This is a genomic window from Nonomuraea sp. NPDC049758, assembly GCF_040674635.1.
Classification (GTDB): Bacteria; Actinomycetota; Actinomycetes; order Streptosporangiales; family Streptosporangiaceae; genus Nonomuraea.
On record NZ_JBFAMZ010000020.1, the window covers coordinates 126,585 to 149,996 of the forward strand.

The 23,412-nt window shown below is 73.1% G+C and carries 20 protein-coding genes; 5 read left to right on the forward strand and 15 right to left on the reverse strand.

The genetic code is table 11. The features are described from left to right. Positions 1-72 precede the first annotated feature (72 nt). From AB0J46_RS39875 to lhgO, 6 genes are all read right to left on the reverse strand, one after another. Positions 73-1,680, reverse strand: a complete 1,608-nt coding sequence (locus tag AB0J46_RS39875) for a YfjP family GTPase (RefSeq protein WP_364339870.1) — start codon at positions 1,678-1,680, stop codon at positions 73-75. Continuing rightward, complete coding sequence (locus AB0J46_RS39880; protein ID WP_364339872.1) at positions 1,677-3,470, reverse strand: ABC transporter; 1,794 nt, start codon at positions 3,468-3,470, stop codon at positions 1,677-1,679. The genes AB0J46_RS39875 and AB0J46_RS39880 overlap by 4 nt, the downstream gene beginning before the upstream one ends. A 109-nt stretch (positions 3,471-3,579) precedes the next feature. After that, on the reverse strand, positions 3,580-4,239 hold the full coding sequence (locus AB0J46_RS39885; RefSeq protein ID WP_352361783.1) for a response regulator transcription factor: 660 nt from the start codon (positions 4,237-4,239) through the stop codon (positions 3,580-3,582). Between the two features lie 74 nt (positions 4,240-4,313). Beyond that, positions 4,314-5,726, reverse strand: a complete 1,413-nt coding sequence (locus tag AB0J46_RS39890; RefSeq protein ID WP_358298788.1) for a HAMP domain-containing sensor histidine kinase — start codon at positions 5,724-5,726, stop codon at positions 4,314-4,316. Next, positions 5,726-6,418: a response regulator transcription factor gene (locus tag AB0J46_RS39895; RefSeq protein WP_352361663.1), complete on the reverse strand. Its 693-nt coding sequence runs from the start codon at positions 6,416-6,418 to the stop codon at positions 5,726-5,728. The genes AB0J46_RS39890 and AB0J46_RS39895 overlap by 1 nt, the downstream gene beginning before the upstream one ends. A 17-nt stretch (positions 6,419-6,435) precedes the next feature. After that, the gene (gene lhgO / locus AB0J46_RS39900; protein WP_364339874.1) at positions 6,436-7,626 is read right to left on the reverse strand and encodes an L-2-hydroxyglutarate oxidase; all 1,191 of its coding nucleotides are present in this window, start codon (positions 7,624-7,626) and stop codon (positions 6,436-6,438) included. A gap of 73 nt (positions 7,627-7,699) precedes the next feature. Between lhgO and AB0J46_RS39905 the strand changes: the two genes are divergently transcribed. Next, the gene (locus tag AB0J46_RS39905) at positions 7,700-8,071 is read left to right on the forward strand and encodes a hypothetical protein (protein WP_364339876.1); all 372 of its coding nucleotides are present in this window, start codon (positions 7,700-7,702) and stop codon (positions 8,069-8,071) included. Between the two features lie 4 nt (positions 8,072-8,075). Here AB0J46_RS39905 and AB0J46_RS39910 read toward each other — a convergent pair whose 3' ends face one another. Both AB0J46_RS39910 and AB0J46_RS39915 read right to left on the reverse strand, forming a co-directional pair. Further along, positions 8,076-9,074, reverse strand: a complete 999-nt coding sequence (locus AB0J46_RS39910; RefSeq protein ID WP_364339878.1) for a hypothetical protein — start codon at positions 9,072-9,074, stop codon at positions 8,076-8,078. 35 nt (positions 9,075-9,109) lie between these two features. Then, positions 9,110-10,372 carry an MATE family efflux transporter gene (locus tag AB0J46_RS39915; protein WP_364339980.1) on the reverse strand — a complete coding sequence of 421 codons (1,263 nt, stop codon included), beginning with the start codon at positions 10,370-10,372 and terminating at the stop codon, positions 9,110-9,112. 79 nt (positions 10,373-10,451) lie between these two features. On the opposite strand from AB0J46_RS39915, the gene AB0J46_RS39920 reads away from it, so the two are divergent. After that, entirely contained in the window at positions 10,452-11,420 is a 969-nt protein-coding gene (locus AB0J46_RS39920; protein WP_364339880.1) for an aldo/keto reductase, read from the forward strand. A 147-nt stretch (positions 11,421-11,567) separates the two neighbouring features. Here the strand turns inward: AB0J46_RS39920 and thpR are convergent, their stop codons facing one another. The 4 genes from thpR to AB0J46_RS39940 all read right to left on the reverse strand — a co-directional run bounded on the left by thpR (position 11,568) and on the right by AB0J46_RS39940 (position 15,438). Then, positions 11,568-12,125 carry an RNA 2',3'-cyclic phosphodiesterase gene (gene thpR, locus AB0J46_RS39925; RefSeq protein WP_364339882.1) on the reverse strand — a complete coding sequence of 186 codons (558 nt, stop codon included), beginning with the start codon at positions 12,123-12,125 and terminating at the stop codon, positions 11,568-11,570. A 30-nt stretch (positions 12,126-12,155) separates the two neighbouring features. Further along, a complete protein-coding gene (locus AB0J46_RS39930) occupies positions 12,156-13,364 on the reverse strand; it encodes an MFS transporter (RefSeq protein ID WP_364339883.1) in 1,209 nt (402 codons plus the stop codon). A gap of 56 nt (positions 13,365-13,420) precedes the next feature. Then, positions 13,421-13,867, reverse strand: a complete 447-nt coding sequence (locus AB0J46_RS39935; protein WP_357696577.1) for a MarR family transcriptional regulator — start codon at positions 13,865-13,867, stop codon at positions 13,421-13,423. A 125-nt stretch (positions 13,868-13,992) separates the two neighbouring features. Continuing rightward, a complete protein-coding gene (locus AB0J46_RS39940) occupies positions 13,993-15,438 on the reverse strand; it encodes an NCS2 family permease (RefSeq protein WP_364339885.1) in 1,446 nt (481 codons plus the stop codon). Positions 15,439-15,520: 82 nt separating this feature from the next. Here AB0J46_RS39940 and AB0J46_RS39945 point away from each other — a divergent pair, with 82 nt between their 5' ends. Together AB0J46_RS39945 and AB0J46_RS39950 are read left to right on the forward strand one after the other, a co-directional pair. Beyond that, complete coding sequence (locus AB0J46_RS39945; RefSeq protein WP_364339887.1) at positions 15,521-15,733, forward strand: DUF2530 domain-containing protein; 213 nt, start codon at positions 15,521-15,523, stop codon at positions 15,731-15,733. Between the two features lie 92 nt (positions 15,734-15,825). Continuing rightward, positions 15,826-17,286, forward strand: a complete 1,461-nt coding sequence (locus AB0J46_RS39950) for an alpha/beta hydrolase (RefSeq protein ID WP_364339888.1) — start codon at positions 15,826-15,828, stop codon at positions 17,284-17,286. 125 nt (positions 17,287-17,411) lie between these two features. Here AB0J46_RS39950 and AB0J46_RS39955 read toward each other — a convergent pair whose 3' ends face one another. Together AB0J46_RS39955 and AB0J46_RS39960 are read right to left on the reverse strand one after the other, a co-directional pair. Further along, complete coding sequence (locus AB0J46_RS39955; RefSeq protein WP_364339890.1) at positions 17,412-20,444, reverse strand: hypothetical protein; 3,033 nt, start codon at positions 20,442-20,444, stop codon at positions 17,412-17,414. Between the two features lie 94 nt (positions 20,445-20,538). Beyond that, on the reverse strand, positions 20,539-21,339 hold the full coding sequence (locus AB0J46_RS39960) for a DUF3027 domain-containing protein (protein WP_357976190.1): 801 nt from the start codon (positions 21,337-21,339) through the stop codon (positions 20,539-20,541). A 125-nt stretch (positions 21,340-21,464) separates the two neighbouring features. Here AB0J46_RS39960 and AB0J46_RS39965 point away from each other — a divergent pair, with 125 nt between their 5' ends. Next, positions 21,465-22,973: an MFS transporter gene (locus tag AB0J46_RS39965; RefSeq protein WP_364339892.1), complete on the forward strand. Its 1,509-nt coding sequence runs from the start codon at positions 21,465-21,467 to the stop codon at positions 22,971-22,973. Here the strand turns inward: AB0J46_RS39965 and AB0J46_RS39970 are convergent. Next, positions 22,970-23,365, reverse strand: coding sequence for a cold-shock protein (locus AB0J46_RS39970; protein WP_352320910.1), 396 nt, complete (start codon positions 23,363-23,365; stop codon positions 22,970-22,972). The genes AB0J46_RS39965 and AB0J46_RS39970 overlap by 4 nt on opposite strands. Positions 23,366-23,412: the final 47 nt, after the last annotated feature.

Sequence of the window (23,412 nt, forward strand, 5' to 3'; positions counted from 1 at the left end):
GGTCCCCCTGCTCGGCCGGAGGAGGGCGTGACGGCGGTCCCCCTGCTCGGCCGGAGGAGGGCGTGACGGCGGTCAGGAGCGTGCCGTGGTGACGGCCTCGGTGAAGCGGGCGTAGCGGTCGAGCTCGGCCGCCACGGGGTCCAGCACGTAGTTCCCGGCGACCTCGCCGATGGCGGCGCGCAGGGCGCGGGCCGTCCGTCCGGCCCGGCGCCGCCCGCCCGCCCACGCGGCCAGCCTGGACAACAAGGCGATCACCACCCCGGCCAGCGCGCCGCCCGCCAGCAGCACGGTCGGCCACGGCACCGCGCCCACGGTCGGGAGCGGCGGCTGCGGCAGGCGCAGGTAGTCCATCCCGAACAGCACGCCCAGCCACAACGCGCCCGCCACCATGACGGCGAAGACCAGCCACTGCAGCACGTTCACCATCCGCCACCACCGCGGCCTGCGGGTCGTGCCCGCGGTGGTGCGGCCCACGGCCCGGTCCACCGCGTCGGCCAGCTCCGGGGAGCGCGAGCGCGCGGCCTGCCGCACCGCCGCCGCCCACGGGCCGGGCAGCTCCGCGGCGGCCGCCTCGCCGACGTCCCTGATCGCCGTCTCGACCTGCGCCCGCTGTACGGCCGACGCCGCCGGCACGGACGTACGCCCCACGATCTCCTTGCCCGGCTTCCCCACCCCGATCCTGAGCCTGCGCAACGGGTCGGGACGGAACCTGCGCAACCAGCGGGTGACCGGCCAGCCGGTGGCGACCACGGCCCGGTGCCGGTGCCCCTTGGCCACGGCCTCCAGGACCAGCGGCACCCCGGCGGCCTGGGAGAGCGCGCCCGTGAGCCGCCGGTCCAGCCCGGCCGCCCGCCGGTCGCCGGGGTCCGGCCGCGCACCGTCCGCGGCCAGGTGACCGGCGGCGGCGGTGACGTCGGCGGCCAGGCGGGCGGCCCACGACTCGCGCTCGGCGACCCGGTCGGCGAGCACCGAGCGCAGCTCCGGCAGGCCCGCCCCGGTCCTGGCGGAGACCGGCAGCACCGGCACGCCCGCCAGCCCGTCCTCCTCCAGGAGGCGGCGCAGGTCGGCCACGCAGCGGTCCACAGCCTGTGGAGGCAGGCGGTCCACCTGGTTGAGCACCACCAGCATCACGTCGCGGTGCCCGGCCAGCGGGCGCAGGTAGCGTTCGTGCAGCGCGGCGTCGGCGTACTTCTGCGGGTCCACGACCCAGACGAGCAGGTCCACCAGCGCCACCAGGCGGTCCACCTCAAGGCGGTGGGAGAGCCGGATGGAGTCGTGGTCGGGAAGGTCGAGGAGGACGAGACCCGACATCCCGGGCGCCTCGGCGGCGGAGTGGCGGCGCGGGACGTCCAGCCAGTCCAGCAGCGGGCCGGCTCCCTCGCCGTCCCACAGGGCGGCCTGGGCGGTGGACGTCGTCGGCCTGGTGACGCCCACGGCGGCCAGGTCCTCGCCGGCCAGGGCGTTGTAGAGCGAGGACTTGCCGCTGCCGGTCGCGCCGGCGAGCGCGGCCACGGTGTGGTCGACGGAGAGGCTGCGGCGGGCGCCGGCCCGTTCGGCGACGGACCGCGCGGCGGACACGTCCTGCTCCGGGAGGCGTCCTTCGGCCAGCTCGGCGGCCTCCAGCAGGGCGGCCAGCCGGGAGTCGAGCGAGGGGCCCTCCTTGCGGCGCAGCAGCTTCACGGCCCCTCCGAGCGGTCGCGAGCGGGCAACTCGGCCGTGGGAGCGGGAGGAACGGGGAGTTCCGCCGTCGGGGCGGAGGCGGCGGGGAGTTCGGCGCGGTGGTCGCGGACCGCGCGGGCCGCCGCGCGCAGGGCGTCGGCCGTGCCCCTGGGCGGTTCGACGGTCTCCAGCCGGTCGGTGAAGCGGGCTGCCTCCTCCGCCAGCAGCACCCGCACCCGTTCGCGCAGGTCCTCGCGGGCCCGCGTGGTCAGCGAGCGCACGGCCTGGTCGCCGAAGACGGCCTCCAGCAGCTTCTGCGACAACACGCTCGTGCCGCCCGCGATGCCGACCTCGATCCCGGTGAGCCCGCCGGTCGAGGCGAACACGGCCAGCATGAGCAGCAGCCCCGCCCCGTTGACCCCGAACGAGGCCAGCCGGGCGGTGGTGCGTTTCTCCGCCCCCTCCTCGCGTACGAGGTCGAGGACGAACTCCTGCCAGCCGCGCACCGCCGCCTCGGCCCGTCCGGCGAGGTCGGGTGAGGCCCGGCCGAGCCGCGCGGCCTCCATGGCGCCGAGCCGGTCGAGCAGCCCGCCACCGCCCGGCGCGGCCGACCACCCTTCGAGCGCGCGTTCGGCGGCGCCGTCGGCCGCGCCCCTGATCAGCGACTCGACGCCGCTCTCCAGGGCGTCCTTGAGCTCGACGGCGGGGGCGCGGCCGGTGAAGAAGCCGACGATCCGGTCACGCAGCCACCCCACCCGGCTCTCCAGGGAACGCATGAGGTCGCCGGTGCCGATGAAGTCCTGCCAGCGGGCCAGCACCTCGCCGCGCAGCAGGGAGCCGTCGCGCATGCCCTCGTCGAAGTCGGCCATGCCGCCCGCGTACGCGCCGGTCACGATCGTCCGCAGCCCGTCGAAGGCGGCCTGCTGGCGTTCGACGGCCGTGGCCAGCGCGGGGACGCGGGTGTCCAGGCTGTCCAGGGCGCCCGACAACGTCTGGCGGACGACCCGGGACCGCTCGGCGGCGTCGGCGGCCAGCCCCGTGAGCCAGCGGACGATGGGCCGCACCGACTCCTCCGGCAGCCGCGCCTTCTCGTCGGGCAGCGCGGCCTCGGGCACGGTGAACAGCCGGGTGCCCGGCAGGCCGTTCTCCACCAGGAGCCGGTCGAGGTCGCGCGAGACGGGCTCGACGGCCTCGGGTGCGATCCGGTCGAGGACGACGGCCAGGGCCGTGCTGCGTTCGCGGGCCGAGCGCAGGAAGCTCCAGGGCACCTCGTCGGCGTACCGGGCGGCGGTGGTGACGAACAGCCACAGGTCGGCGGCGGCGAGGAGCTGCGCGGCCAGCTCCCGGTTGGAGGTCACCACGGAGTCGATGTCGGGGGCGTCGAGCAGCGCCAGCCCGGCGCCCAGCGCGTCGGAGGCGACCACGCGCAACGCGCCCGCGCCGCCGCCGCCGGAGTCGCCGGTGGCGCGGGACAGGCCGGGCAGCACGTTCTGGCCCGTGAACCAGTCGCGGTCGGCCGGATTGACGACGAGCGTGGGCACCAGCGTGGTGGGCCGCAACACGCCGGGCTCGGCCACGTCGGCCCCCACCAGCGAGTTGACCAGCGTGGACTTGCCCGCCCCGGTGGACCCGCCGACGACGGCGAGCAGCGGCGCGTCGATCGCCCGCAGCCGCGGCAGCAGGTAGTCGTCGAGCTGCCCGGCCAGCTCGCGCAGGGCACGCCGGTCCGCCGCGGCCTCGCCGATCGCCAGCGGGAACAGCTCGCGGTCGAGCGGGCGGCGCAACGACTCCAACGCCCCCAGCAGATCCATAGGTGCCAACCCCGCTTCCCGCGGTACGCCGCTCGACACCTCGCGCCCGCAGGTCCACGCTACGGTGAGTGCCCGGGACGGTCCACCGGCCGGGGCCGCGCGGCGGGGATCAACCGGCGGGCGGCGGCTCCCTGAGCACGTACCCGACGCTGCGCAGCGTGTGGATCAGGCGGGGCTCGACGTCGTCCACCTTGCGCCGCAGGTAGGAGACGTACGACTCGACGACGCCGGCGTCGCCGCCGAAGTCGTAGTTCCACACGTGGTCGAGGATCTGCGCCTTCGACAACACGCGGCCGGCGTTGACCATGAAGTAGTGCAGCAGCTTGAACTCCGTCGGGGACAGCCGCACCTGGCGGCCGGCCCGCCAGACCTCGCGGGCGTCCTCGTCCAGCTCCAGGTCGGCCACCTTCAGCCGGCTGGCCGGCGCCCCCTCCGTCCTGGTACGGCGCAGCACCGCCCGGATCCTGGCCTGCACCTCCTCCAGGCTGAACGGCTTGGTGACGTAGTCGTCGCCCACCCGGAGACCGGCGATCTTGTCCTCGGTGGCGTCCCGGGCGGTGAGGAACAACACGGGCGCGTCGATCCGCCTGGCCACCTCGAACCCGTCCAGGTCGGGCAGCATGACGTCGAGCACCACCAGGTCGGGCGCGGCGCGTTCGGCGACCTCGACGGCCTCCTGCCCGTCGGCCGCGGTCAGCACCTCGAATCCGGAGAAGCGCAGGCTGGCGGAGAGCAGGTCCCTGATGCTGGGCTCGTCGTCCACCACCATGATCAACGCCTCGCGGAGCTCGGGTTTTGTCACGATTCCAGGGTGACCCAGGCACCTGAGGGTTAGCTGAAGGCTCACTCCAAGGCGAGTGGGAGTTCGACCCGGAAGGTGGAGCCCTCCTCGGGCGAGCTGGTCAGCGTCACGGTCCCGCCGTGGGCCTGGACGAGCGCCTGCACGATGGCCAGACCGAGCCCGCTGCCGCGGTCCTCGGAGGAACGGCGGCGGCTGCGCGCGGAGTCGGCGCGGTAGAAGCGTTCGAAGACCCGCTCGACCTGCTCGGGCGGCAGGCCGGGGCCGCTGTCGGCGACCTCGGTGAAGACGGTGTCGTCGGTCGCCCCGGCCCGGACGACGATGGGCGTGCCGGGCTCGGTGTGCACGATGGCGTTGGTCATGAGGTTGCTGATGACCTGCCGCAGGCGCACCTCGTCGCCGGAGACGATGAGCGCAGCGCCGCCGACCACGTCCAGCTTCACCGTCCGGTCGGGGGCGAGGATCCTGGCGTCGTGCACGGCGTCGGCGACCAGGGCCAGCATGTCCACCGGGCGCATCTGGAGCGGGCGCTGCTGGTCCACCCTGGCCAGCAGCAGCAGGTCGTCCACCAGCAGGCTCATGCGCCCGGCGGCCTTCTCCACGCGCTGCATCAGCTCGGCGGGGTCGGCGCCGGGGTTCTGGCGGGCGTACTCGGCGAAGCCGCGGATGGAGGTGAGCGGGGTGCGCAGCTCGTGGGAGGCGTCGCCGACGAACTGGCGCATGCGGTCCTCGGAGCGGCGGGCCGCCGCCTCCGACGCCGAGCGCGCGGCGAAGGCGGTCTCGATCTGCGCCAGCATGCCGTTGAGCGACCTGGCCAGGCGGCCCACCTCCGTGCGGGGGTCGGCGTCCGGCACCCGGCGGCCGAGCTCGCCGCCCGCGATGGCCTCGGCCGTGCGCTCGATCTGGCCGAGCGGGCGCATGCTGCGGCGCACGATCGTGACGCCCGCGACCGCCAGGATGAGCAGGATGCCGCCGCCGCCGAGCAGCTCGATCAGCACGAGCCGCCGGGTGATGGCGTCCACCTCCTCCAGGTCCACCGCGACGACCAGCGTGCGCCGCTGGATCTCGCTCTGCAGCACCCGCCACTCGCCGTCGCCGCCGGCGGCGGGCGCGGTGTAGGCGTCCACGCCGGGCGACTCGCGCAGGACGGGCTTGGGCTTGGCGTCCACGTCGCGGTCGCGCAGCATCGGGACGAACGCCTCACCCGGCTCCTTGACCAGCGCGATCGCGTCGGACTCGATGAGGATCGGGCGGTCGGGGGTCTCCCTGTCCCGCCGCCAGTCGCTGACGACCTTCTTGTGCATGCGCACGCTGAGCAGGTTGAGCTGGCTGTCCACCCGGTCCATGAGGTAACCGTGCAGGACCGAGACGCTCACCAGGCCGACGAAGGTCATGCCGCAGCCCAGCAGGGCCAGCATCGCCGCGATCAGCTTGACCCTCAGCGGCAGGGCTCTCATCAGGGGCTCGGCGGCAGGCGCAGCACGTATCCGACGCCCCGCAGGGTGTGGATGAGCCGGGGGCTACGGTTGTCGATCTTCCGGCGCAGGACGGACACGTACGACTCCACGATGCCCACCTCGCCCCTGAAGTCGTAGTCCCAGACGTGGTCGAGGATCTGCGGCTTGGACAGCACTCGGCCGGCGTTGGTCATGAAGTAGCGCAGCAGCTTGAACTCGGTCGGCGAGAGCGAGACGGCGTTGCCGCCGCGCCAGACCTCGTGGCTCTCCTCGTCCAGCTCGATGTCGGCGAAGGTCAGCCTGGGCGGCGCGGCCTGCGCGTCCCCGCTCGTGCGCCGGAGCACCGCGTGGATCCTGGCCACGACCTCCTCCAGGCTGAACGGCTTGGTGACGTAGTCGTCGCCGCCGATCGTGAGCCCGCGGATCTTGTCCTCGGTCTCGTCGCGGGCGGTCAGGAACACCACGGGCGTGTGCAGCCCGCCGCTCCGCATCCGCCGGACGATCTCGAACCCGTCCAGGTCGGGCAGCATGACGTCGAGCACGACGAGGTCGGGCCGGTGCCGTTGCACGGCGTTGACGGCGTCGAGGCCGCTCTTGGCCGTGGTCACGTCGAAGCCCGCGAACCTCAGGCTCGCGGCGAGGAGTTCGAGGATGTTGGGGTCGTCCTCGACTATCAGCAGGCGTGATTCCATCACCTCCAAGGATGCCCTCATCGGGAGAGTGCTGGGACAATTCCGGCAATATGCCGGGCAATTGCCAGGCTTGACGTCGCCGCGGGCGAGGGCGCGTTGCGGACCAGCACCACGCTCCCGTGGACGTCGACCACGAAGTCGTCCACCAGCCGGCCGTCCCTGGCGACGGCCTGGGCGCGTACGCCGCCGCCGGTCCTGACGAGGTCGGCGGCGGTGAGCTCGGGCACGTACCGCCGGGCGGCCCGGACGAAGGCGCTCTTGACGAGCGAGCCGTAGACCTCCTTGATCCCGGTACGCCAGTGGGTGCGAGCCATGCGAAGTGTCCCCGGCCAACGCATAATTTGACCGAAATTTCGTACATCTCGCCATCGGTAGCCTTCGTAGGCCAGGGCCAGCACCGCGTTCGGCCCCACCAGGACCTCGTCGTCGATGTGCCTGGTCAGATGCACGCCAAGGAACGGGTACCGCGGGTCGGGCACCGGGTAGATCAGCCCGCGCACCAGCTCCCTGGCCGCCCCGGCCAGCGCGTAGTACTCGCCCCGGAACGGCACGATCCGCACGTCCCCCTCCGCCCCGGCCATCCTGGCGACCGCGTCCGTGCCGAGACCGCCGCAGACCACCAGCCGGTCGAAGGCGAACCGCCGCCCCCCGGCCAGCACCTCGACGCCCCTCGACGTCTCGCGGATCGCCCGGACGGGGTGCGACAGGCGGACCGAGCCGCCCGTCCCGGCCACGTCGAGGGCGAGCGCGCGGGCGACGGCGGGGAAGTCGGCGATGGCGGTGTGCGGCGAGTGGATCGCGGCGACGCCGACCGCGTGCGGCTCGATCTCGCGCAGGCCGAGGCCGTCCAGCTCGGTAACGCCCGGCACGCCGTTGGCCCGCGCCCGCTCGGCCAGCGCGCGCAGCGGCGCGCGCTCGGCCCGGGTGCTCGCCACGACCAGCTTGCCGACCTCCCGGTAGGGCAGCTCGTGCTCGGCGCAGTACGCCTTGAGCAGCGCCACGCCCTCCCGGCACAGCCTGGCCTTGAGCGAGCCCGGCGGGTAGTAGATCCCGGCGTGCACGACGCCGCTGTTGTGCCCGGTCTGGTGGTCGCCGACGCGCGGCTCCTTGTCCAGCACGGTCACCTCGGCGCCGCGGGCGGCGGCCAGCTCGCGCGCCACGGCCAGTCCGACGATCCCGGCGCCGACGACACCGATCTTTTCCGTCACACACCTGATTTTCCTGGTAAAGGCCACCCTGCCGCCATACCTGGGCGAATCGAACATGAGTACGATGGCCTCCATGTACGTCCCGCCAGAGTGGCCCGCCGAGGTCCGCCCGCCGAGCGTCCCCGACTGGGAGACCTCGGCGGTGGCCTGGCTGCTCGACGCGGTGCCGCCCGACTACCGGGCCCACGAAGTGCTGAGGCGGCACCCGGTGGCCCTGGCCAGCATGGCCAGGCATCACGTCCGGTCGGCGGTCGAGGCCGCCCGCGCGGGCTATCGTGGCGCGGCCGTCGATCTCAAGGGCCACCTGCCGCCGCACGCCATCGAGGCCGTGCTCGACACCTACCGCGAGGAGGGGCCGCGGCTGGTGCGCCTGTCACGCTCGATCGAGGTGGTCGAGCGCGCGCTGCGCGGCGACATGTTCACCGCGACCATGCGCCGCCCCTGACGGCTCACCGGGTGCGGCGCGCGATGAAGGTGATCACCCCGGTCGCGCCCGCGGCCGCGGCCAGCCAGATCAGCACGTCTTTGGCGGTCAGGCCGCTCGGCTCGCCGGTGTCGGACGGCCGCGCGCTCTCCTGGGCGGCGACGGGCTTCGGCGTGGGGGTGCTGGTGGCCTGGGCGCCCTCGGGCAGCGGCACCCGGTAGACCGGGCTGTTCGGGCCCTCCGAGCCGACCAGCAGGGCCTTGCCGTCGGCGGTGTAGGCGATCGACTCGGCCTGCCGCAGCTCCGGCATGGGCACCCTGGCCAGGGTCTCCCCCGACGGGCGGTAGAGGGTGGCCGAGAAGTACGTGCGGATGACGTAGGAGGAGCCGTCGGGGGCGTAGGCGGCGTCCGTGGCCATGATCGGGGCCGCGGCGACCCGGCGCAGGATGTTGACCTTGTCGGTGCGGAGCTTCTTCGGCGCGGCGTAGACGGACCCGGAGAACTCCTTGGACACGACGTACAGGCGGCCGGTGCGCGGGTTGATCATGATGCCCTCGGCGTTGCGGCCGCCGCCGGCGTAGCGGAAGCGGTAGCGGGTGGCCGGCAGCGTGGCGTCCCGGAGCGTGCGCGGCTCGGCGACCTTGTAGATCGACACGTCGGGCCAGGCGCCGTCGAGGTTGTCGCCGATGTCGGCGAACCAGAGCGTGCCCTGCCCGGTGTCCGGGTCCCTGGTCGCGGCCATGGCCTCCCAGTCCCTGGCCTCGGCGCCGCGCAGGTGGAAGGTGGCCTTCGTCCGCCCGTCGGCGCCGACCGCGTAGAACACGGGGGCGGCGGAGCTGTCGTTGTGGGTGTAGAAGACGTTCTCGTGCGTGGGCGACACGGCCAGGCCGCTCGACTCGGTGATGCTGCGGTCCTTGAACGTGAACAGCTTCTCCGGCCCGTCGTCGTCGGCCCACGCCGGAGCCGCCGACAGCGCGAACGTCGCCGCCACGGCGGCCAGGACCCGGAACACGACATCCCCCACCTCGCCATCATGCCCCACGGCTGCGCCCGGGACGCTCAGGCCACCGCCTCGGCCATGCCCACGCGGGCGCTGTGACGGCGGAACCCGGCACCCTGGAGCACCAGGAGCAGGCCGTTGGCCGCCGCCATGGCCACCCAGAGCCCGGTGATGCCCCACGTCCGCGCCACCGGCACGGCGGCCGCCAGGAGCACGCCGTAGCCGAGGACGAAGTAGGCCAGGCTCGCGCCGGACCTCTTGAGCGCGGTCAGCCCCATGCCCTGCACCGCCTGCGCGGCGTCGGCCAGCGACGACACCAACATCAGCGGCAGCAGCGCCAGGGCCCGCTCGCGTACGGCGGCGTCGCCGGTGAACAGCCCGAGCACCCGCTCGCCGAGCAGCAGCAGCACCAGGGCCGCGGCCAGCGTCCCGGCGACGGCGAGCAGCGCGGCGGCGCGGTTGGCCCGCCGCGCCGCGGCCGGGTCGCCGGCGCGGGCCACCTCGGGCACCGACGCCTGCGCGACGGACAGCGAGACCAGCATGATGAGGCCGGTGAGCGTGGTCAGCACCGCGTGCGCCGCGGTGTCGCGGGCGCCGGTCGCGCCCGCGGCGAACGTGACCACGCCGAGCACCCCGAACTTGATCAGCACGGTCGCCGCCAGCGGCACGCTGACCCTGGCCAGCCGGACGATCTCGGCCACCCTGGGCCGCCCCTGACCGATCGGCCGCCCGAGCGCCCGGCGCAGCAAGCGGCTGGCCACGACCGCGGCCACCACCCCGGCGACCACCCAGGCCACGCCCACGCCGTCGAGGCCGAGCCGCGGCGCCAGCACCGCGGTCAGCACGCTCAGCAGCACGCCGAAGGTCAGGCTGGGCCACAACACGTCACGGCTGCGCCCGAGGGCCACCAGGATCGTGCTCGCGCCGCCGGTCGTGGCGAAGACCAGCAGGTAGGCGGCCAGGAACCAGGGCAGCACGCCCAGCTCGCCGACCACCTCGCCAGGCACCCCGCTCACTCGCGCGAGCGCGGGCACGCAGATCACGGCGAGCGCCCCCAGCGTGCCCGTGACCAGGCTCAGCCAGCGCGCGTCCCGTACGACGGGCACCGCCGCGCCCGGATCGTCCCGGTACGGCGCCACGAACGGCCCCAGCCCCCGCAGCGCGCCCTGCACGGCGGCGGTGGCGGGGGTGAGCACCGCGGTCACCACCGCGAAGGCGGCCAGCGCGACCGTCTCGTGGTTGCCGAGCACGGACGTGACCACCAGCGTGCCCACCATGCCGGTGACCATCGCCAGGAAGACCGGCAGCGCGGCGCGGAGCATGACGATCACGACGACCCCGCGCAGATCATGAACTCAGCCTATGGCCTGGAGCGCACTCCAGGTATTTAGTGTGGACCCCATGGACTATGTCAACCTCGGACGCAGCGGCCTCCAGGTGAGCCCGCTCTGCCTCGGCACGATGAACTTCGGCCCGCTGACCTCGGAGGAAGACTCCTTCGCGATCATGGACAAGGCCCACGACCTGGGCATCAACTTCTTCGACACCGCGAACGTCTACGGCTGGAAGAAGGGCGAGGGCATCACGGAGAACATCCTGGGCCGCTGGTTCGCCCAGGGCGGCGGCCGGCGCGAGCGCACGGTCATCGCGACCAAGCTCTACGGCGACATGGGCGACTGGCCCAACGAGCGCCGCCTGTCGGCGCTGAACATCCGCCGGGCCTGCGACGCCTCGCTGAAGCGCATGCAGACCGACTACATCGACATCTACCAGGCCCACCACGTCGACCGGAACACGCCTTTCGAGGAGTTCTGGGAGGCCATGGAGGTCCTGCGGCAGCAGGGCAAGGTCATCTACGTGGGCTCGTCCAACTTCGCGGGCTGGCACATCGCCAAGGCCCAGGAGACGGCGGCGCGGCGCGGCACGTTCGGGCTGACCAGCGAGCAGAGCCACTACAACCTGCTCACCCGGGCGGTGGAGCTGGAGGTGCTGCCCGCCTGCGAGGACTACGGCATCGGCGTGATCCCGTGGAGCCCGCTGGCCGGCGGCCTGCTCGGCGGCGTCCTGCGCAAGATCGACAAGGGCCGGTCCGCCTCCGACACCATGGTGCGGGAGCTGGACAAGCACCGGGACAAGATCGAGGCGTACGAGAAGCTCTGCGACGAGCTGGGCGAGGACCCGGCGTACGTGGCGCTGGCCTGGCTGCTGCGGCAGCGCGCGGTGACCGCCCCGATCATCGGCCCGCGCACGCTGGAGCAGCTCGAAGGCAGCATGCGCACGCTGGAGATCGAGCTGGACGAGGCCATCCTGGCCCGCCTCGACGAGATCTTCCCCGGCCACCGCACCGCCCCGGAGGACTACGCCTGGTGACGGCGTGACCGGCCGGGCCCGGCACGACCACGGGTCCGGCCGCACGGGGCGGCTCAGGTCAGCAGGGCGCCGAGAAGGACGATCAGGAACAGCAGGCCGAGCACGAGGGGCAGCAGCCAGGGGCGAGGACGGTCCACGCGATGGAGCCTAGCCCTGCTTCACCGGTGCGAGCGCCCAATCGCCGAGTGACTCGTACCTCACCTGAGGCCCGGTGTGGCTGCGGAACAGGTGCAGCCGCTCGGCCCGCCACGGCGACCCGGCGAACCCGGCCAGCGACTCCACCAGCTCTCTGAGGTCGACGTCCGTCCGGGCCCTGGCCAGGGTGAGGTGGGCGTGGAACCGTTTCTCGTCGGTCTGCACGGCCCCCGCGCGGCGGCCGGCCGCGCGGGCCGAGTCGGCCAGCCGGGTCATGGGGTCGCCCGCGACCCCGGCCCAGAGCACCCTGGCCCGCCGCGCCGAGGAGAACGCCCCGGCCCCGGCGAGGGCCACGTCGAGCACCGTGTGCCGGTGGGCGGCCCGCTCCAGGCGCACCTGGAGGTCGGGCAGCGCCCGTTCGGGCACCTCGCCGTAGAAGGCCAGCGTGACGTGCCAGGTGGGGCGGCCGGCCCAGCGCAGCCCCGGCACCCGCCCGACGTACGGCGCCACGGCCCGCTCGACCTCGTCGAGCGCCTCCTCAGGCGGGACCACGGCCGCGAAGAGCCTCATGTCATGCGATTGTCCCCGGACGGGGACGGATCACGCCATCGCCAGCGCCGGCCTGGCCATCCGGTTGCCGATCAGCTTGGTCACCATCACCGCGAGCCCGGTGCCCACCAGGACGAGCACGCCCGACAGCAGCACGCCCGTACGCGGCCCGCCCAGCTCCGACAGCCACCCGATCAGCGGCGCCCCGATGGGCGCTCCCCCGGTGAAGACCAGCATGTAGATGCCCATGACCCGGCCCCGCATCTCGGGGGACGTGGCGATCTGCACGCTGGCGTTCGCGGCCGTGTTGATGGTGATCAACGCGATGCCGGTCGGGACGAGTAGCAGCAGATAGACCGGGTAGAAGGGGGCCAGCCCGGTCAGCACCTGGAACAGCCCGAACCCGATCGCCCCGGAGAAGAGCACCTTGCGCGAGAGTCTGGCCCGCCGCGCCGCCAGCAGCGCGCCGCCCAGCGCGCCCACCGCGAACATGCTGGAGGCCAGCCCGAACGACGACGCCCCGGCGCCGAACACCTCACGGGCCATCAGCGCGATCGACATCGAGAACGACTGCGAGAACATCGACACGAAGGCGATCAGCAGTATCGGCATGAGGAGCTCCTCGCGCCGCAGCACGTACCGCAGGCCCTCCCTGAGCTGGCCCTTGGCCCTGGGCACCGGCTCGGACAGGTTGAGCTCGGACTTCCGCATGAAGACCAGGCTGGAGATCACCGCGCCGAAGGTGAGCGCGTTGATCAGGAAGATCGGTCCGGTGCCGCCCAGCACGGAGATCAGGATGCCGGCCAGCGCGGGGCCCACCACGCGGGCGAGGTTGAAGATGGAGCTGTTCAGGGCGATGGCGTTGGGCAGGTCCTGCCGTCCGACCATCTCGACCACGAACGCCTGCCTGGTCGGCACCTCGACGCAGGAGATCAGGCCGAGCAGGAACGCCATCACGAACACGTGCCAGACCTGCGCGGCGCCGGTCATGGTCAGCACGCCGATGGTGAGCGCGAGCACCGCCATCATCGACTGGGCGGCGATGAGGATGGGCCGCTTGGGGTACCGGTCGGCGAGCACGCCGCCGAAGAGCCCGAACAACAACATCGGCAGGAACTGCAGGGCGGTCGCCAGGCCGAGGGCCGCCGCGCTGCCTCCCACGCCGTGCGGGCCCTTGGTCAGGTCGAGCACCAGCCAGTCCTGGGCGGTGCGCTGCAGCCAGGTGCCGACGTTGGAGACGGCGCCACCTGCCGCGAACATGCGATAGTTGCGAACCTTGAGCGACCGGAACATCCCGGTCTTGGGTTGCTCAGGCTCTATATCTTGCTGAGCTTCTCCAGGATCGGCGCCGCCTGCCGCAGGATCGACCGCTCCTCCGGCGAGAGCTCCTTCAGCCGCTGTGTCAGCCACGCCTCCTTGCGGCGGCGTTCCTCCTTCAGCAACGTCTGGGCGGCCTCGGTCACGGTCACGGTCACCTGACGCCGGTCGGTCGGGTGCGGGGTGCGTGCGACCAGGCCGCGTTCCTCTAGCGCGGCGATCACGCGCGTCATCGAGGGCGGTTGCACCTTCTCTAGCTCGGCCAATTCGCCGGGGGTTATCCCGGAATGCCGTTCCACGGCGGCGAGCGTCGCGAACTGGGTGGGCGTCAGCGAGTGCGCCGCCGCCTGACGCCGGAGTCGCCTGGTCAGCCTTGCCATCGACACGCGCAGGGCTGAGGCCAGGCCCGCGTCGCTGCGCAGGTCCATCTTGGGCTGGTTGTTCATTAGCACGTCTCATTACCTTTGCTAACTATATGCGAAGGCAAGATATTTCCCTAGGTCAGGTTCGTCTCACTCCTTGATACCCCGAAGCCGCCCCACATGCGCGGGGCGGCTCCTGGACGTCGAGGTCAGAGACCGATCGCGGCCCGGATCGGGCCGATCGCAAAGTACAGGACGAACAGCGCGGTGACGCCCCACATGAGCGGGTGGACCTCGCGCGCCTTGCCCCGCACGACCTTGACCAGCACGTAGCTGATGAAGCCGGCGCCGATGCCGTTCGAGATGGAGTAGGTGAACGGCATGACGACGATGGTGAGGAAGGCCGGGATGGCGATCTCGTAGTCGTCCCAGTCGATGTCGCGGATGGCGGTCATCATGAGGAAGCCGACGACGACCAGCGCGGGCGTGGCGGCCTCGTAGGGCACGACGGCGACCAGCGGCGCGAAGAAGATGGCGATCAGGAACAGCGCACCGGTGACCACGCTGGCCAGACCGGTCCGCGCGCCCTCCCCGACGCCGGCGGCCGACTCGATGTAGGTGGTGTTCGACGAGACCGAGCCGGCGCCGCCCGCCGCCGCGGCGATCGAGTCGACGAGCAGGATCTCCCTGGTCCGCGGCAGCGTGCCGTCGGCCTGGACCAGGCCCGCCTGGCGGCCGACGCCGACGATCGTGCCCATCGTGTCGAAGAAGTCGGTGATGAGCAGGGTGAACACGAACAGCACGGCCAGCAGCACGGAGATCCGGCTGAAGGCGCCGATCGGGTCGAACTCCGTGAACAGCGTCAGCGGGTTGTGGAAACCGAAGATCTTGTCGGCCGAGGGCAGGGCGGGGACGTTGAGCTGCCAGCCGCCGGGGGCCTCCGGCGTGGCCCTGTCCAGCTTGGTCAGCGTCTGGACGACGATCGCCAGCACGGTCGAGCCGACGATGCCGATCAGGATCGCACCCTTGACCTTCCGCGCCACCATGGCGGCCGTGGCCAGCAGGCCCACGATGAACACGAGCACCGGCCAGGAGGTGAGCTGGCCGCCGATGCCCAGTTCCAGCGGCGTGCCCGCGGCCTTGCGCACGAAACCGGCGTCCACGAAGCCGATCAGCGCGATGAACAGGCCGATGCCGACGCTGATGGCGGTCTTGAGCTGGGCCGGGATGGCGCGGAACACCGCCGTCCGCAGGCCGGTGAGCACCAGGATCGCGATGATGACGCCTTCGAGGAAGACCAGGCCCATGGCCTCCTCCCAGGTCATCATCGTGGCGATGTTGAAGGTCACGAAGGCGTTCAGCCCGAGCCCGGCGGCCATCGCGAACGGCACCCGGCCGACCAGGCCCATGATGATCGTCAGGACACCGGCCACGAACGCCGTGCCCGCGGCGACCAGCGGCACCTGCGGGGACGTGCCGTCACCGATGACCTGGCCCTCGATGTCCTTGCCGTAGGCGAGGATGATCGGGTTCAGCACCACGATGTAGGCCATCGTGAAGAACGTGGCCAGGCCGCCGCGCACCTCGCGGGAGACCGTCGAGCCTCGTTCAGAGATTGCGAAGAAACGGTCTATTGCATTACGTATGTCACTCACGCGCCGAAGAGTGACAGTAGTGGTGAGCTGGGAAAAGTGTCCGCAATCGGATCGAGACCCGATTGGAAGCTAGGCTGGACACGTGAAGCAGCAGTGGCGCCCCGATCCCGAGCCGATCAAGACCAACGACACCGCCGCCGTCGGGGCCGGCACCGCCCTGTGGGCCGTCGCCCTGGTCGTCCTGCTGATCTTCCGCCCGGCCCCCGAGAACACGTGGTGGATCTGGACCTGCGCCACCGGGGTCGGCTTCGGCCTCTTCGGCATGTGGTTCGTCAGCCGCCCGCGCCGGGGTTGACATTCATCATCTTCCGGACATCTCCGAAGTCATCAGGAACCCATGTCTCCCTCCACTACCTGGGCGGACACCGTCCCGGCAGGCTGGTCAGCATGAAGAAGGCGATGTTGACGATCCTGCTGGGCGCCGCCGTCCTCGCCGGTTGCGGCACCACAGGTGAGCCCGCGAAGCAGGCCGGGCCCGGCAAGGGCACCGTCGCCTGGAGCCCGTGCACCGGGCTGACCGGGCCCGACGGCAAGCCACTGCCCAAGGACGAGGCCGTCCAGTGCGGGACCGTACCGGTGCCGCTCGACTACGGCGACCCCGGCGGCCAGAAGATCGACCTGGCGCTGATCCGGATCAAGGCCAACGGCGACCCGCTCGGCTCGCTGGTCTTCAACTTCGGCGGGCCCGGCGGGTCGGGCGTCGACACGCTGGCCCAGGCCGCGAAGGCGTTCGGCAGCCTGGGCACCCGCTACGACCTCGTCAGCTTCGACCCCCGCGGCGTCGACCGCAGCGCGGGCGTCAGGTGCGGCGGCGAGCTCGACGCCCTCCTCGCCGCGCCCTCGGGGGCCGACGGCGAGGCCATGTCGAAGAAGTTCGCCGCCGCCTGCGAGAAGGACTCGGGCAAGATCCTTCCCCACGTGGGCACCGTGAACGCCGCCCAGGACCTCGACCGCATCAGGGCCGCGCTCGGCGACCGGCGGCTCAACTACTTCGGCTTCTCCTACGGCACCCACCTCGGCGCCGTCTACGCCACCCGCTTCCCCGCGAACGTCGGCCGTTTCGTCCTCGACGGCGCCTTCGACCCCACGGTCACCTTCGAGCAGCGCGCCGTCACCCAGGCCACCGGCTTCGCCCACGCCTTCGAGGCGTTCGCCAAGGACTGCGTGGCCCAGACCTGCGACCTCGGCCAGGACCCGGCCGCCGTGAAGAGCGCCGTCGAGAAGCTGCTCGACGGGCTCAGGAGCAAGCCGCTCAAGGTCGGCGACCGGCAGCTCACCTACGGGCTGGCCCAGCTCGCCGTGATCACCCCGCTGTACGCCAAGTCCGCCTGGCCGGTGCTGGAGCAGGCCGCCGCGGCCGGGATCAAGGGCGACGGCGCCACCCTGCTCGCCCTGGCCGACGCCTACACCGGACGGCGGCCCGACGGCACCTACTCCACCATGATGACCAGCCTGCAGGCCATCACCTGCGCCGACACCACCGAACGCCCGACCGCCGCCGACATGGCCCGGGTGGACGACAAGATCCAGAAGATCTTCCCCATCCTGTCGGCGGACGGCACCGCCACCGCCTGCGGCCACTGGCCCACCCCCGGCGACGACGCGGCCAAGCGCATCGACGCCACCGGCTCGGCGCCCATCGTGGTCATCGGCGGCAAGGGCGACCCGGCCACGCCGTACGAGTGGGCCACCGCGCTCAACGCCAAGCTGAAGACCGGCGTGCTCATGACGTACGAGGGCGAGGGCCACGGCGCCTACCTGAGCGGCGACGGGTGCGTGACGCGCACGGTGGACGCGTACCTGCTGAACGGCAAGGTGCCGGCGGCCGGCACCACCTGCGCGGCCTGACCGGGAAGGCGCCGGGAGCGGGCGCCACCTGCGCGGCCTGACCGAGGAGGGGACCGGGAGCGGGCGCCACCTGCGCGGCCTGGCCGCGGTGGGCCGCCCCCGCGACGGGAGGCGGCCCGCCGGTCTCAGGACAGGTCGGCCTCGGCCAGCAGCAGCGGCACCGCCTCCGGGTCGCGCAGCAGCGCGGCCACGGCCAGCCGGTCGTTCCACTGGCCCGTGGCCCAGGCCAGCCCGCGGGCCAGCCCGTCGACGCCGGTGCAGTGGACCGCGCCCTCGAAGAACCGCCACGTGCAGGCCACGCCGTCGACCAGCAGCTTCTCGTGCTCGACGTACGTCTCGGGCGCCGTGGGGAGCAGCGAGCGCACCTGCGGCGGCACCGCGCGCACCTCGCCCTGCGAGGTCACCTCGCCGCTGGCCAGCTCACCGGCCAGCGGCAGGTCGAGCAGCTCCGACAGCGCCTCGGCCAGGTCGTAGGAGGCCAGCACCAGCGGCCGGTCGGTGACGAGCTGCAGCAGGTCGGGGGCCTCGACCACCACGGCGTCCTCGGCGGCGGCCACCACGATGTCGCCGCCGAGCACCGCGCGCACCCGCGAGGGCGGCTCGACCCGGGCCGGATCGACGGCGGCCAGCGCGATCCACAACGCCCGCAGCTGCGCCCGGTCGACCTCGATCGCCGAGTCGGCCATCAGCTCCAGCAGCTCCTCCGGGCCGCCGTGGGCGGCCAGCAGCTCGGCGAGCGTGGTGCGCACGCCGATCATCGACAGCGCCGCCTCGTCGAGCCCGGCCGGCGCGTCGGCGTAGAGGCCCTGCAGCAGCGGGTCGGCGCCGGGCAGCCGCAGCTCGAGCGGCTTGCGGCCGCCGAGCACCGGATGGTTGGCCAGCCACCACGCGGTGTAGGAGGGCACCTCCACGCCCTCGACGCGCAGCGGGTGCAGCGCGGCCCGCAGCGGCGGCCGGGTCAGCAGCGGCAGCGCGGCTGCCCAGTCGGCCACCAGCTCAAGGTCGCGCACCGCCGCGAACTCGGCCACCACCGGCGGCACCGCGAGGTCGGGCAGCAGGTCGAGCACGTGGTCGAGCCAGTCGGTCTCGCCGTCGAGGTCGTGGTCGCAGTCGTCGGGGTCGAGCAGCACGTCGGAGTCGTGGGCGACGGCGAACCCGTCGAGCACGCCCGCCGCCGCCAGCACCCGCGCCCCGTAGGTCTCCTCCAGCTCGGGCGCGGCCACGCCGAGGTGGGTGTCGGGGGCCAGCAGCCCGGCCAGAGCGCCGTCGGCGAGCATCAGCTCACCGGCCGCGTAGAGCTCGCCGTCGGCGCCGCGCAGCGCCAGCTCGGCCAGCCACGGCGCCTCGCCGGGAACCAGCCCGGACGCCGCCACCAGCGACAACACGGCCTGCGCGACCGGCTCGGGGTCGGCGCTGTCGAGCGACTGCGCGACGGCGGCCTTGGTCAGCGGGTCTTCGAGCACCGTGCGCGGGGTGGCCTCGGCGGCGCCCAGCCGCAGCAGCGCCGGATGGGCCGCCTCCGGATGCACGATGCGCAGCCCGAGCGGGGTGAGGTCGAGGTCGGCGCCGCCGTCGGTGAGGATCAGCGTGCCGCGCGGGCCGCGCACCACGCGGCCGTCGGTCAGCGGCACCGGCAGCGCGCCCAGCGACTCGGGGTCGTCGGCGGGCAGCACCGCGTACAGGGAGCGCCACCAGGACGGCTCACGCGCCTCCACGGCCTCCCCGGACAGCAGGTCGACCACGTCGGCCAGCTCCACCCGGCGCACGCCCAGGGCGACCATGGCCGGATGCCTGGCCGGCCATCCGGCGGGCAGCAGCCCCGGCACGAAGTCGGCCACGGTGTCGAGCAGCTCGGCGGTGGCTCCGGCCACGACGGCCGCCTCCCGGCCCGCGACCACCCAGCCGTCGCCCTCGGGCTCGCGCGCCGGGTGCTCGACCCGCCACTCGGCGTCGGGCTCGTAGACCTCGGCCTCGGCGAAGGAGGGGGTCTGGACCGCGGGCGCGGGCGCCGACAACGCGGGCAGCAGCGGCGCGGACGGCAGGCGTTCGAGCACGGCCCGCCGCACGCGCGCGTCGAGCTCGCCCTTGCCCATGAGGGACGGCACCAGGTCGAGCAGCCTGGACGTGCGAGGCAGCTCGCCCAGCAGCCGGACGTAGGCGTCGGCCACCCGCTCGACCAGGAAGTCGGTGAGCGGCCCCTTGGCGACGTGCCGCCGGTCGGTGGCCATCGGGAAGGACGCGATCAGCAGCGCGGGCAGGTCGACGGGCTCGTCGCTCGGCGTCGGGGCGTGCACGACGGGCGGCACGGCGGCGGGCAGCGGGCCCGGCTCGCCGGTGCCGGTGACGGGCACCGCCCAGCGCAGCGACCAGAAGGGCCGCGCCCGCTCCTCGGTGGGCCGGTCGGCGAACAGCCTGGCGACCTCCTCGGGGGTGAACTCGCCGGAGTCCGACACGACGTGCCAGCCGTCGGCCACGACCGTGCGGGTGGCGCCGTCGAGGTCGATCTCGATGGCCTCCAGCGCGGGCAGGCCGAGCAGCAGCGCCGGGCTGGTCTCGGCCAGCATGACGCGGACGGCGTCGACCGCCGCGGCGTCGCGCAGCGGCAGCCGGACGAGCGTGTCGAACCCGTCGGGCACCTCCAGCGGCGGCGCGTCGAACGGCAGCCTGAGCAGCGGCACGTGGCCCGCCCGGTCGGCCAGCTCGCCCGCCAGCACGGGGACGCCCGCGACCAGCTCGGACGTGCCGGCCCGCGACCAGCGCACCGAGCCGCCGCCGCGCGAGCCGATGGCCGGCTCGTCGCAGACGGAGACGACGGCCGCGAAGCCCACGCCGAACCGGCCGGCCGCGCCGATCTCGTCGCGCTTGCCCGACACGCGCAACGTGGACAGGCCCTCCACGCCGGTCGCGTCGAGCGGGGCGCCGGTGTTGGCGGCCGTCAGCACGTCGCCGCGCAACGTCAGCCGCAACACCCCTGGCACCCCCGCGCGCAGCGCCGCGTCGGCGGCGTTCTGGGCGAGCTCGACGATCAGCCGGTCGCGGTAGCCGCCGAGCGCGAAGTCCTCCTCGGCGTTGGCGTCCTCGCGGAAGCGGGCGGGCGAGGCCGTCCAGGCGGAGAGGACGGCGGCTCGCATCCGGTCAGTGCCAAAGGTGTCGGTCATCGATCACGATCCTGGTCGAGTGAAGAGGGGCCAGGGTAGGTTAGCCCCCCTGACCGACGAAACCGCCGTGCTCGTGCTCGCGCCCGTGCTCCGGTCAGGAGTGGCCGAGCTCCTCGGTGGCGGATCCGTCCACCGAGCCCTCTTCCTCCTCGATCAGGTCGTAACCCAGGTCGTCGAGGATCGGGATGGCCTGCTCGACCGGCGGGGGCAGCACGGCCGCCTCCGAGTGGGCGCCGCAGCCGTGGTCGGCGGCGACGACCTTGCCGTCGTCGGGGGCGTACTCGTTGGTGCAGACGCCGAACGACAGCCGCAGCTCACCGGAGAGCAGCCAGTAGAACCCGCAGGTGGAACACTGCGCGGGCGCGGCGTGTGCGATCGGAGTGTGCGGCCCGTGCTCGCCCGCGTGCCAGCGTCTGGCAGCCCGGTCTCTGCCGATGGCCGAGAGCACACGGGCTCGGCCCAGGCCGTACTCGAAAACCATCTGGCGGTCGGCATCTTCGTCGAGCTCGGTGAAACCGGGCGCCAGCCTGTCGTCGTCGTCGGGGGTCGGCAGCAGGTCGCCGACGCCCAGGTCGCCCGGCCGCAGCCGCTCGCTCCACGGCAGCCACTCCGGGGCGAGCAGCGCCCCCGAGCCGGGCAGCAGCACGGCCTCGCTGACCGTGACCTTCTTCGCGCGCGAGGCGCGGGTGACCGTGACGGCCCACCGCCAGCCGCGATAGGCCCGGTCGAGGCAGGCGAAGTAGTGGGTGACGATCCGGTCGCCCTCGCTCTCGAAGCCCAGGTGCTCGCCGGCCTCGCCCGGGTGCGCCAGCTCCTGCGCCGCGGCGCGCGCCAGATCGACTGCGGCGACGCAGGCCTGGTCGGGAGCGGGGACGCGGGCCCGGGTGCGGCTCATCGGGCCGCCTCCGCCTGAAGGTGCTGTTCGCTCACACTTCATTCTCACCCATAGGCGGACCTGGCAGACCCACAACCGCCGATCCGAAGCTGAGAAGAGGGGTGAATCGGGTAAGACTGGTAGGCGTGGGGGGTGGCTGGGAGCAGGCTCGGGACATCTCGCGGCGGATGGGCCAGGCCATCGGCGGCGCGGGACGCGCCGGCGTGCGCGCGGGCCGGGCCACCGCGAGCGGCACCGTCCGGGCCGGCCGCGCCACGGCCAGGGGGGCGCGCAAGGCGGGCAGGGCGACCAGGAAGCTGACGTACGCGGGCGGCGCGGGCCGTACCGGGCTCGGCCGGCTGATCGAGCTGTCGGCCGGCAACAGCGCCGCCGACGCGCTGGTCACGGTGGCCCTGGCCAGCACGGTGTTCTTCGGCGTGCCGGTCGGCGAGGCGCGCGGGTCGGTCGCGCTCTACCTGGTCATCACGATGTTGCCGTTCGGGCTGCTCGCGCCGTTCGTGGGGCCGATCCTCGACCGGTTCAGGTCGGGGCGCCGCTACGTGATGGCCGGCACGCTGTTCGGCCGGGGGCTGCTCTGCTTCGCCATGGCCGCCGCCGTGGGGGCGGGCGACCTGCCGACGCTGTTCATCGGCGCGCTGGGCGTGCTGGTGTTGTCGAAGGCGTACAACGTGTCCAGGGCGGCGATCATGCCGAGCGTGCTGCCCGCCGACATCACCCTGGTCTCGGCCAACGCGCGAGTGGCGCTGTTCACGCTGGTGGCGGCCGGGGTGGCGGTGCCGGTCGGGGCGGGCCTGACCGCGTGGCTGGGCAGCGCCGTGGTGCTGCGCGTGGCCATGCCGGCCTTCCTGCTGCTCGGCGTCGCCGCCGTACGCCTGCCGCGGCACGTCGACTCGCCCGACCAGGACGAGGAGGGCGTGGCGCCGCGCTGGCGCACCCTGCTCAAGGTGGGCCCGGCCGTGGCCGAGGCGGTCTGGGCGAACGTGGCGCTCCGGATCTTCTCCGGTTTCCTGGTGTTCTTCCTGCTCTTCCTGGTCCAGGACAAAGCGGTGCCGTGGCTGGCCGCGCCGGCGGCGGCCGCCTCGTTCTTCGACGTGCCGAGGACGATCGCGCTGCTCGCCCTGGCCGCCGGACTGGGCGGCCTGGCCGGGGCCGCGGTCGCCAACTGGACGCGCAACCACTCCCCCCAGGTGATCGTGCTGGTCACGCTGGCGGTGACGGCCGCGACCACGATCGCCACGGCCGTGCTGTTCGGCCTGTGGACCGCGCTGGCGGTCTCGCTGGTCACCGCGTTCGCCCAGGAGCTGGGCAAGCTCGCGCTCGACGCGATCGTGCAGCGGGAGATCGGCGAGGAGGTGCGCTCGTCCACGTTCGGGGTGGTGGAGGCGGTGCTGCAGTTCGCCTGGGTGTTCGGCGGCCTGCTCGGGCTGGTGTTGTCGCTGACCCGCAGCTCCCTGGCCGGCTTCGTCGCGCCGGCGGTCGCGCTGACCGGCGCGCTCGGCTGGCTGCTGGTCACCAGACGCGGACGGGTGCGGGCGGCCGAGGCCAAGCTGGCCGGGCAGCGGGCCGAGGACCCCGATCAGCAACGGACCGAGACCCTCGACCGCACCAAACCCCTGACGAACCCGGGCGGTTAGGCGTCGAGGTCGTCCGCGACGGCCCTGAGCACCTGGGCGATCTTCTTGGCGTGCGCCGCCTCGGGGTGCTTGCCCCGCTGGTAGGAGGTGGAGACGCCGTCGAGCAGCTTGATCAGGTCTTCGACGATGACGACCATCTCGTCGGGCGTCTTCCGCTTGCCCTTGGGCTTCGTCTTGGCCAGGGTCGGCGGCTGGTCCAGGATCCGGACCGACAGCGCCTGCTGGCCCCGGCGTCCCTCGGCCACGCCGAACTCCACCTTCTGGCCTGGCTTGAGCGGGCCGGCGTTTGTGGGAAGCGCGGAGGAATGCACGAAGACCTCACCGCCGTCGTCACGGGTGAGGAAGCCGAAACCCTTGTCGGCGTCGTACCACTTGACCTTGCCACTCGGCACAGGAGGACCTCGTTCAAACAGTCGAAAAGGATGAATGGATGTAGGTT

Bases quoted from the DNA above. Each gene is read 5' to 3' on its own strand.
- AB0J46_RS39930 (WP_364339883.1), bottom strand. From the start codon at position 13,364: ATGTTCGCGGCAGGTGGCGCCGTCTCCAACGTCGGCACCTGGCTGCAG.
- thpR (WP_364339882.1), bottom strand. From the start codon at position 12,125: ATGAGGCTCTTCGCGGCCGTGGTCCCGCCTGAGGAGGCGCTCGACGAG.
- AB0J46_RS39890 (WP_358298788.1), bottom strand. From the start codon at position 5,726: ATGAGAGCCCTGCCGCTGAGGGTCAAGCTGATCGCGGCGATGCTGGCC.
- AB0J46_RS39955 (WP_364339890.1), bottom strand. From the start codon at position 20,444: ATGACCGACACCTTTGGCACTGACCGGATGCGAGCCGCCGTCCTCTCC.
- AB0J46_RS39950 (WP_364339888.1), top strand. From the start codon at position 15,826: ATGAAGAAGGCGATGTTGACGATCCTGCTGGGCGCCGCCGTCCTCGCC.
- AB0J46_RS39960 (WP_357976190.1), bottom strand. From the start codon at position 21,339: ATGAGCCGCACCCGGGCCCGCGTCCCCGCTCCCGACCAGGCCTGCGTC.
- AB0J46_RS39885 (WP_352361783.1), bottom strand. From the start codon at position 4,239: ATGGTGGTGGACGACGAGCCCAGCATCAGGGACCTGCTCTCCGCCAGC.
- AB0J46_RS39915 (WP_364339980.1), bottom strand. From the start codon at position 10,372: ATGCTCCGCGCCGCGCTGCCGGTCTTCCTGGCGATGGTCACCGGCATG.
- AB0J46_RS39920 (WP_364339880.1), top strand. From the start codon at position 10,452: ATGGACTATGTCAACCTCGGACGCAGCGGCCTCCAGGTGAGCCCGCTC.
- AB0J46_RS39905 (WP_364339876.1), top strand. From the start codon at position 7,700: ATGTACGTCCCGCCAGAGTGGCCCGCCGAGGTCCGCCCGCCGAGCGTC.
- AB0J46_RS39935 (WP_357696577.1), bottom strand. From the start codon at position 13,867: ATGAACAACCAGCCCAAGATGGACCTGCGCAGCGACGCGGGCCTGGCC.
- AB0J46_RS39880 (WP_364339872.1), bottom strand. From the start codon at position 3,470: ATGGATCTGCTGGGGGCGTTGGAGTCGTTGCGCCGCCCGCTCGACCGC.
- AB0J46_RS39895 (WP_352361663.1), bottom strand. From the start codon at position 6,418: ATGGAATCACGCCTGCTGATAGTCGAGGACGACCCCAACATCCTCGAA.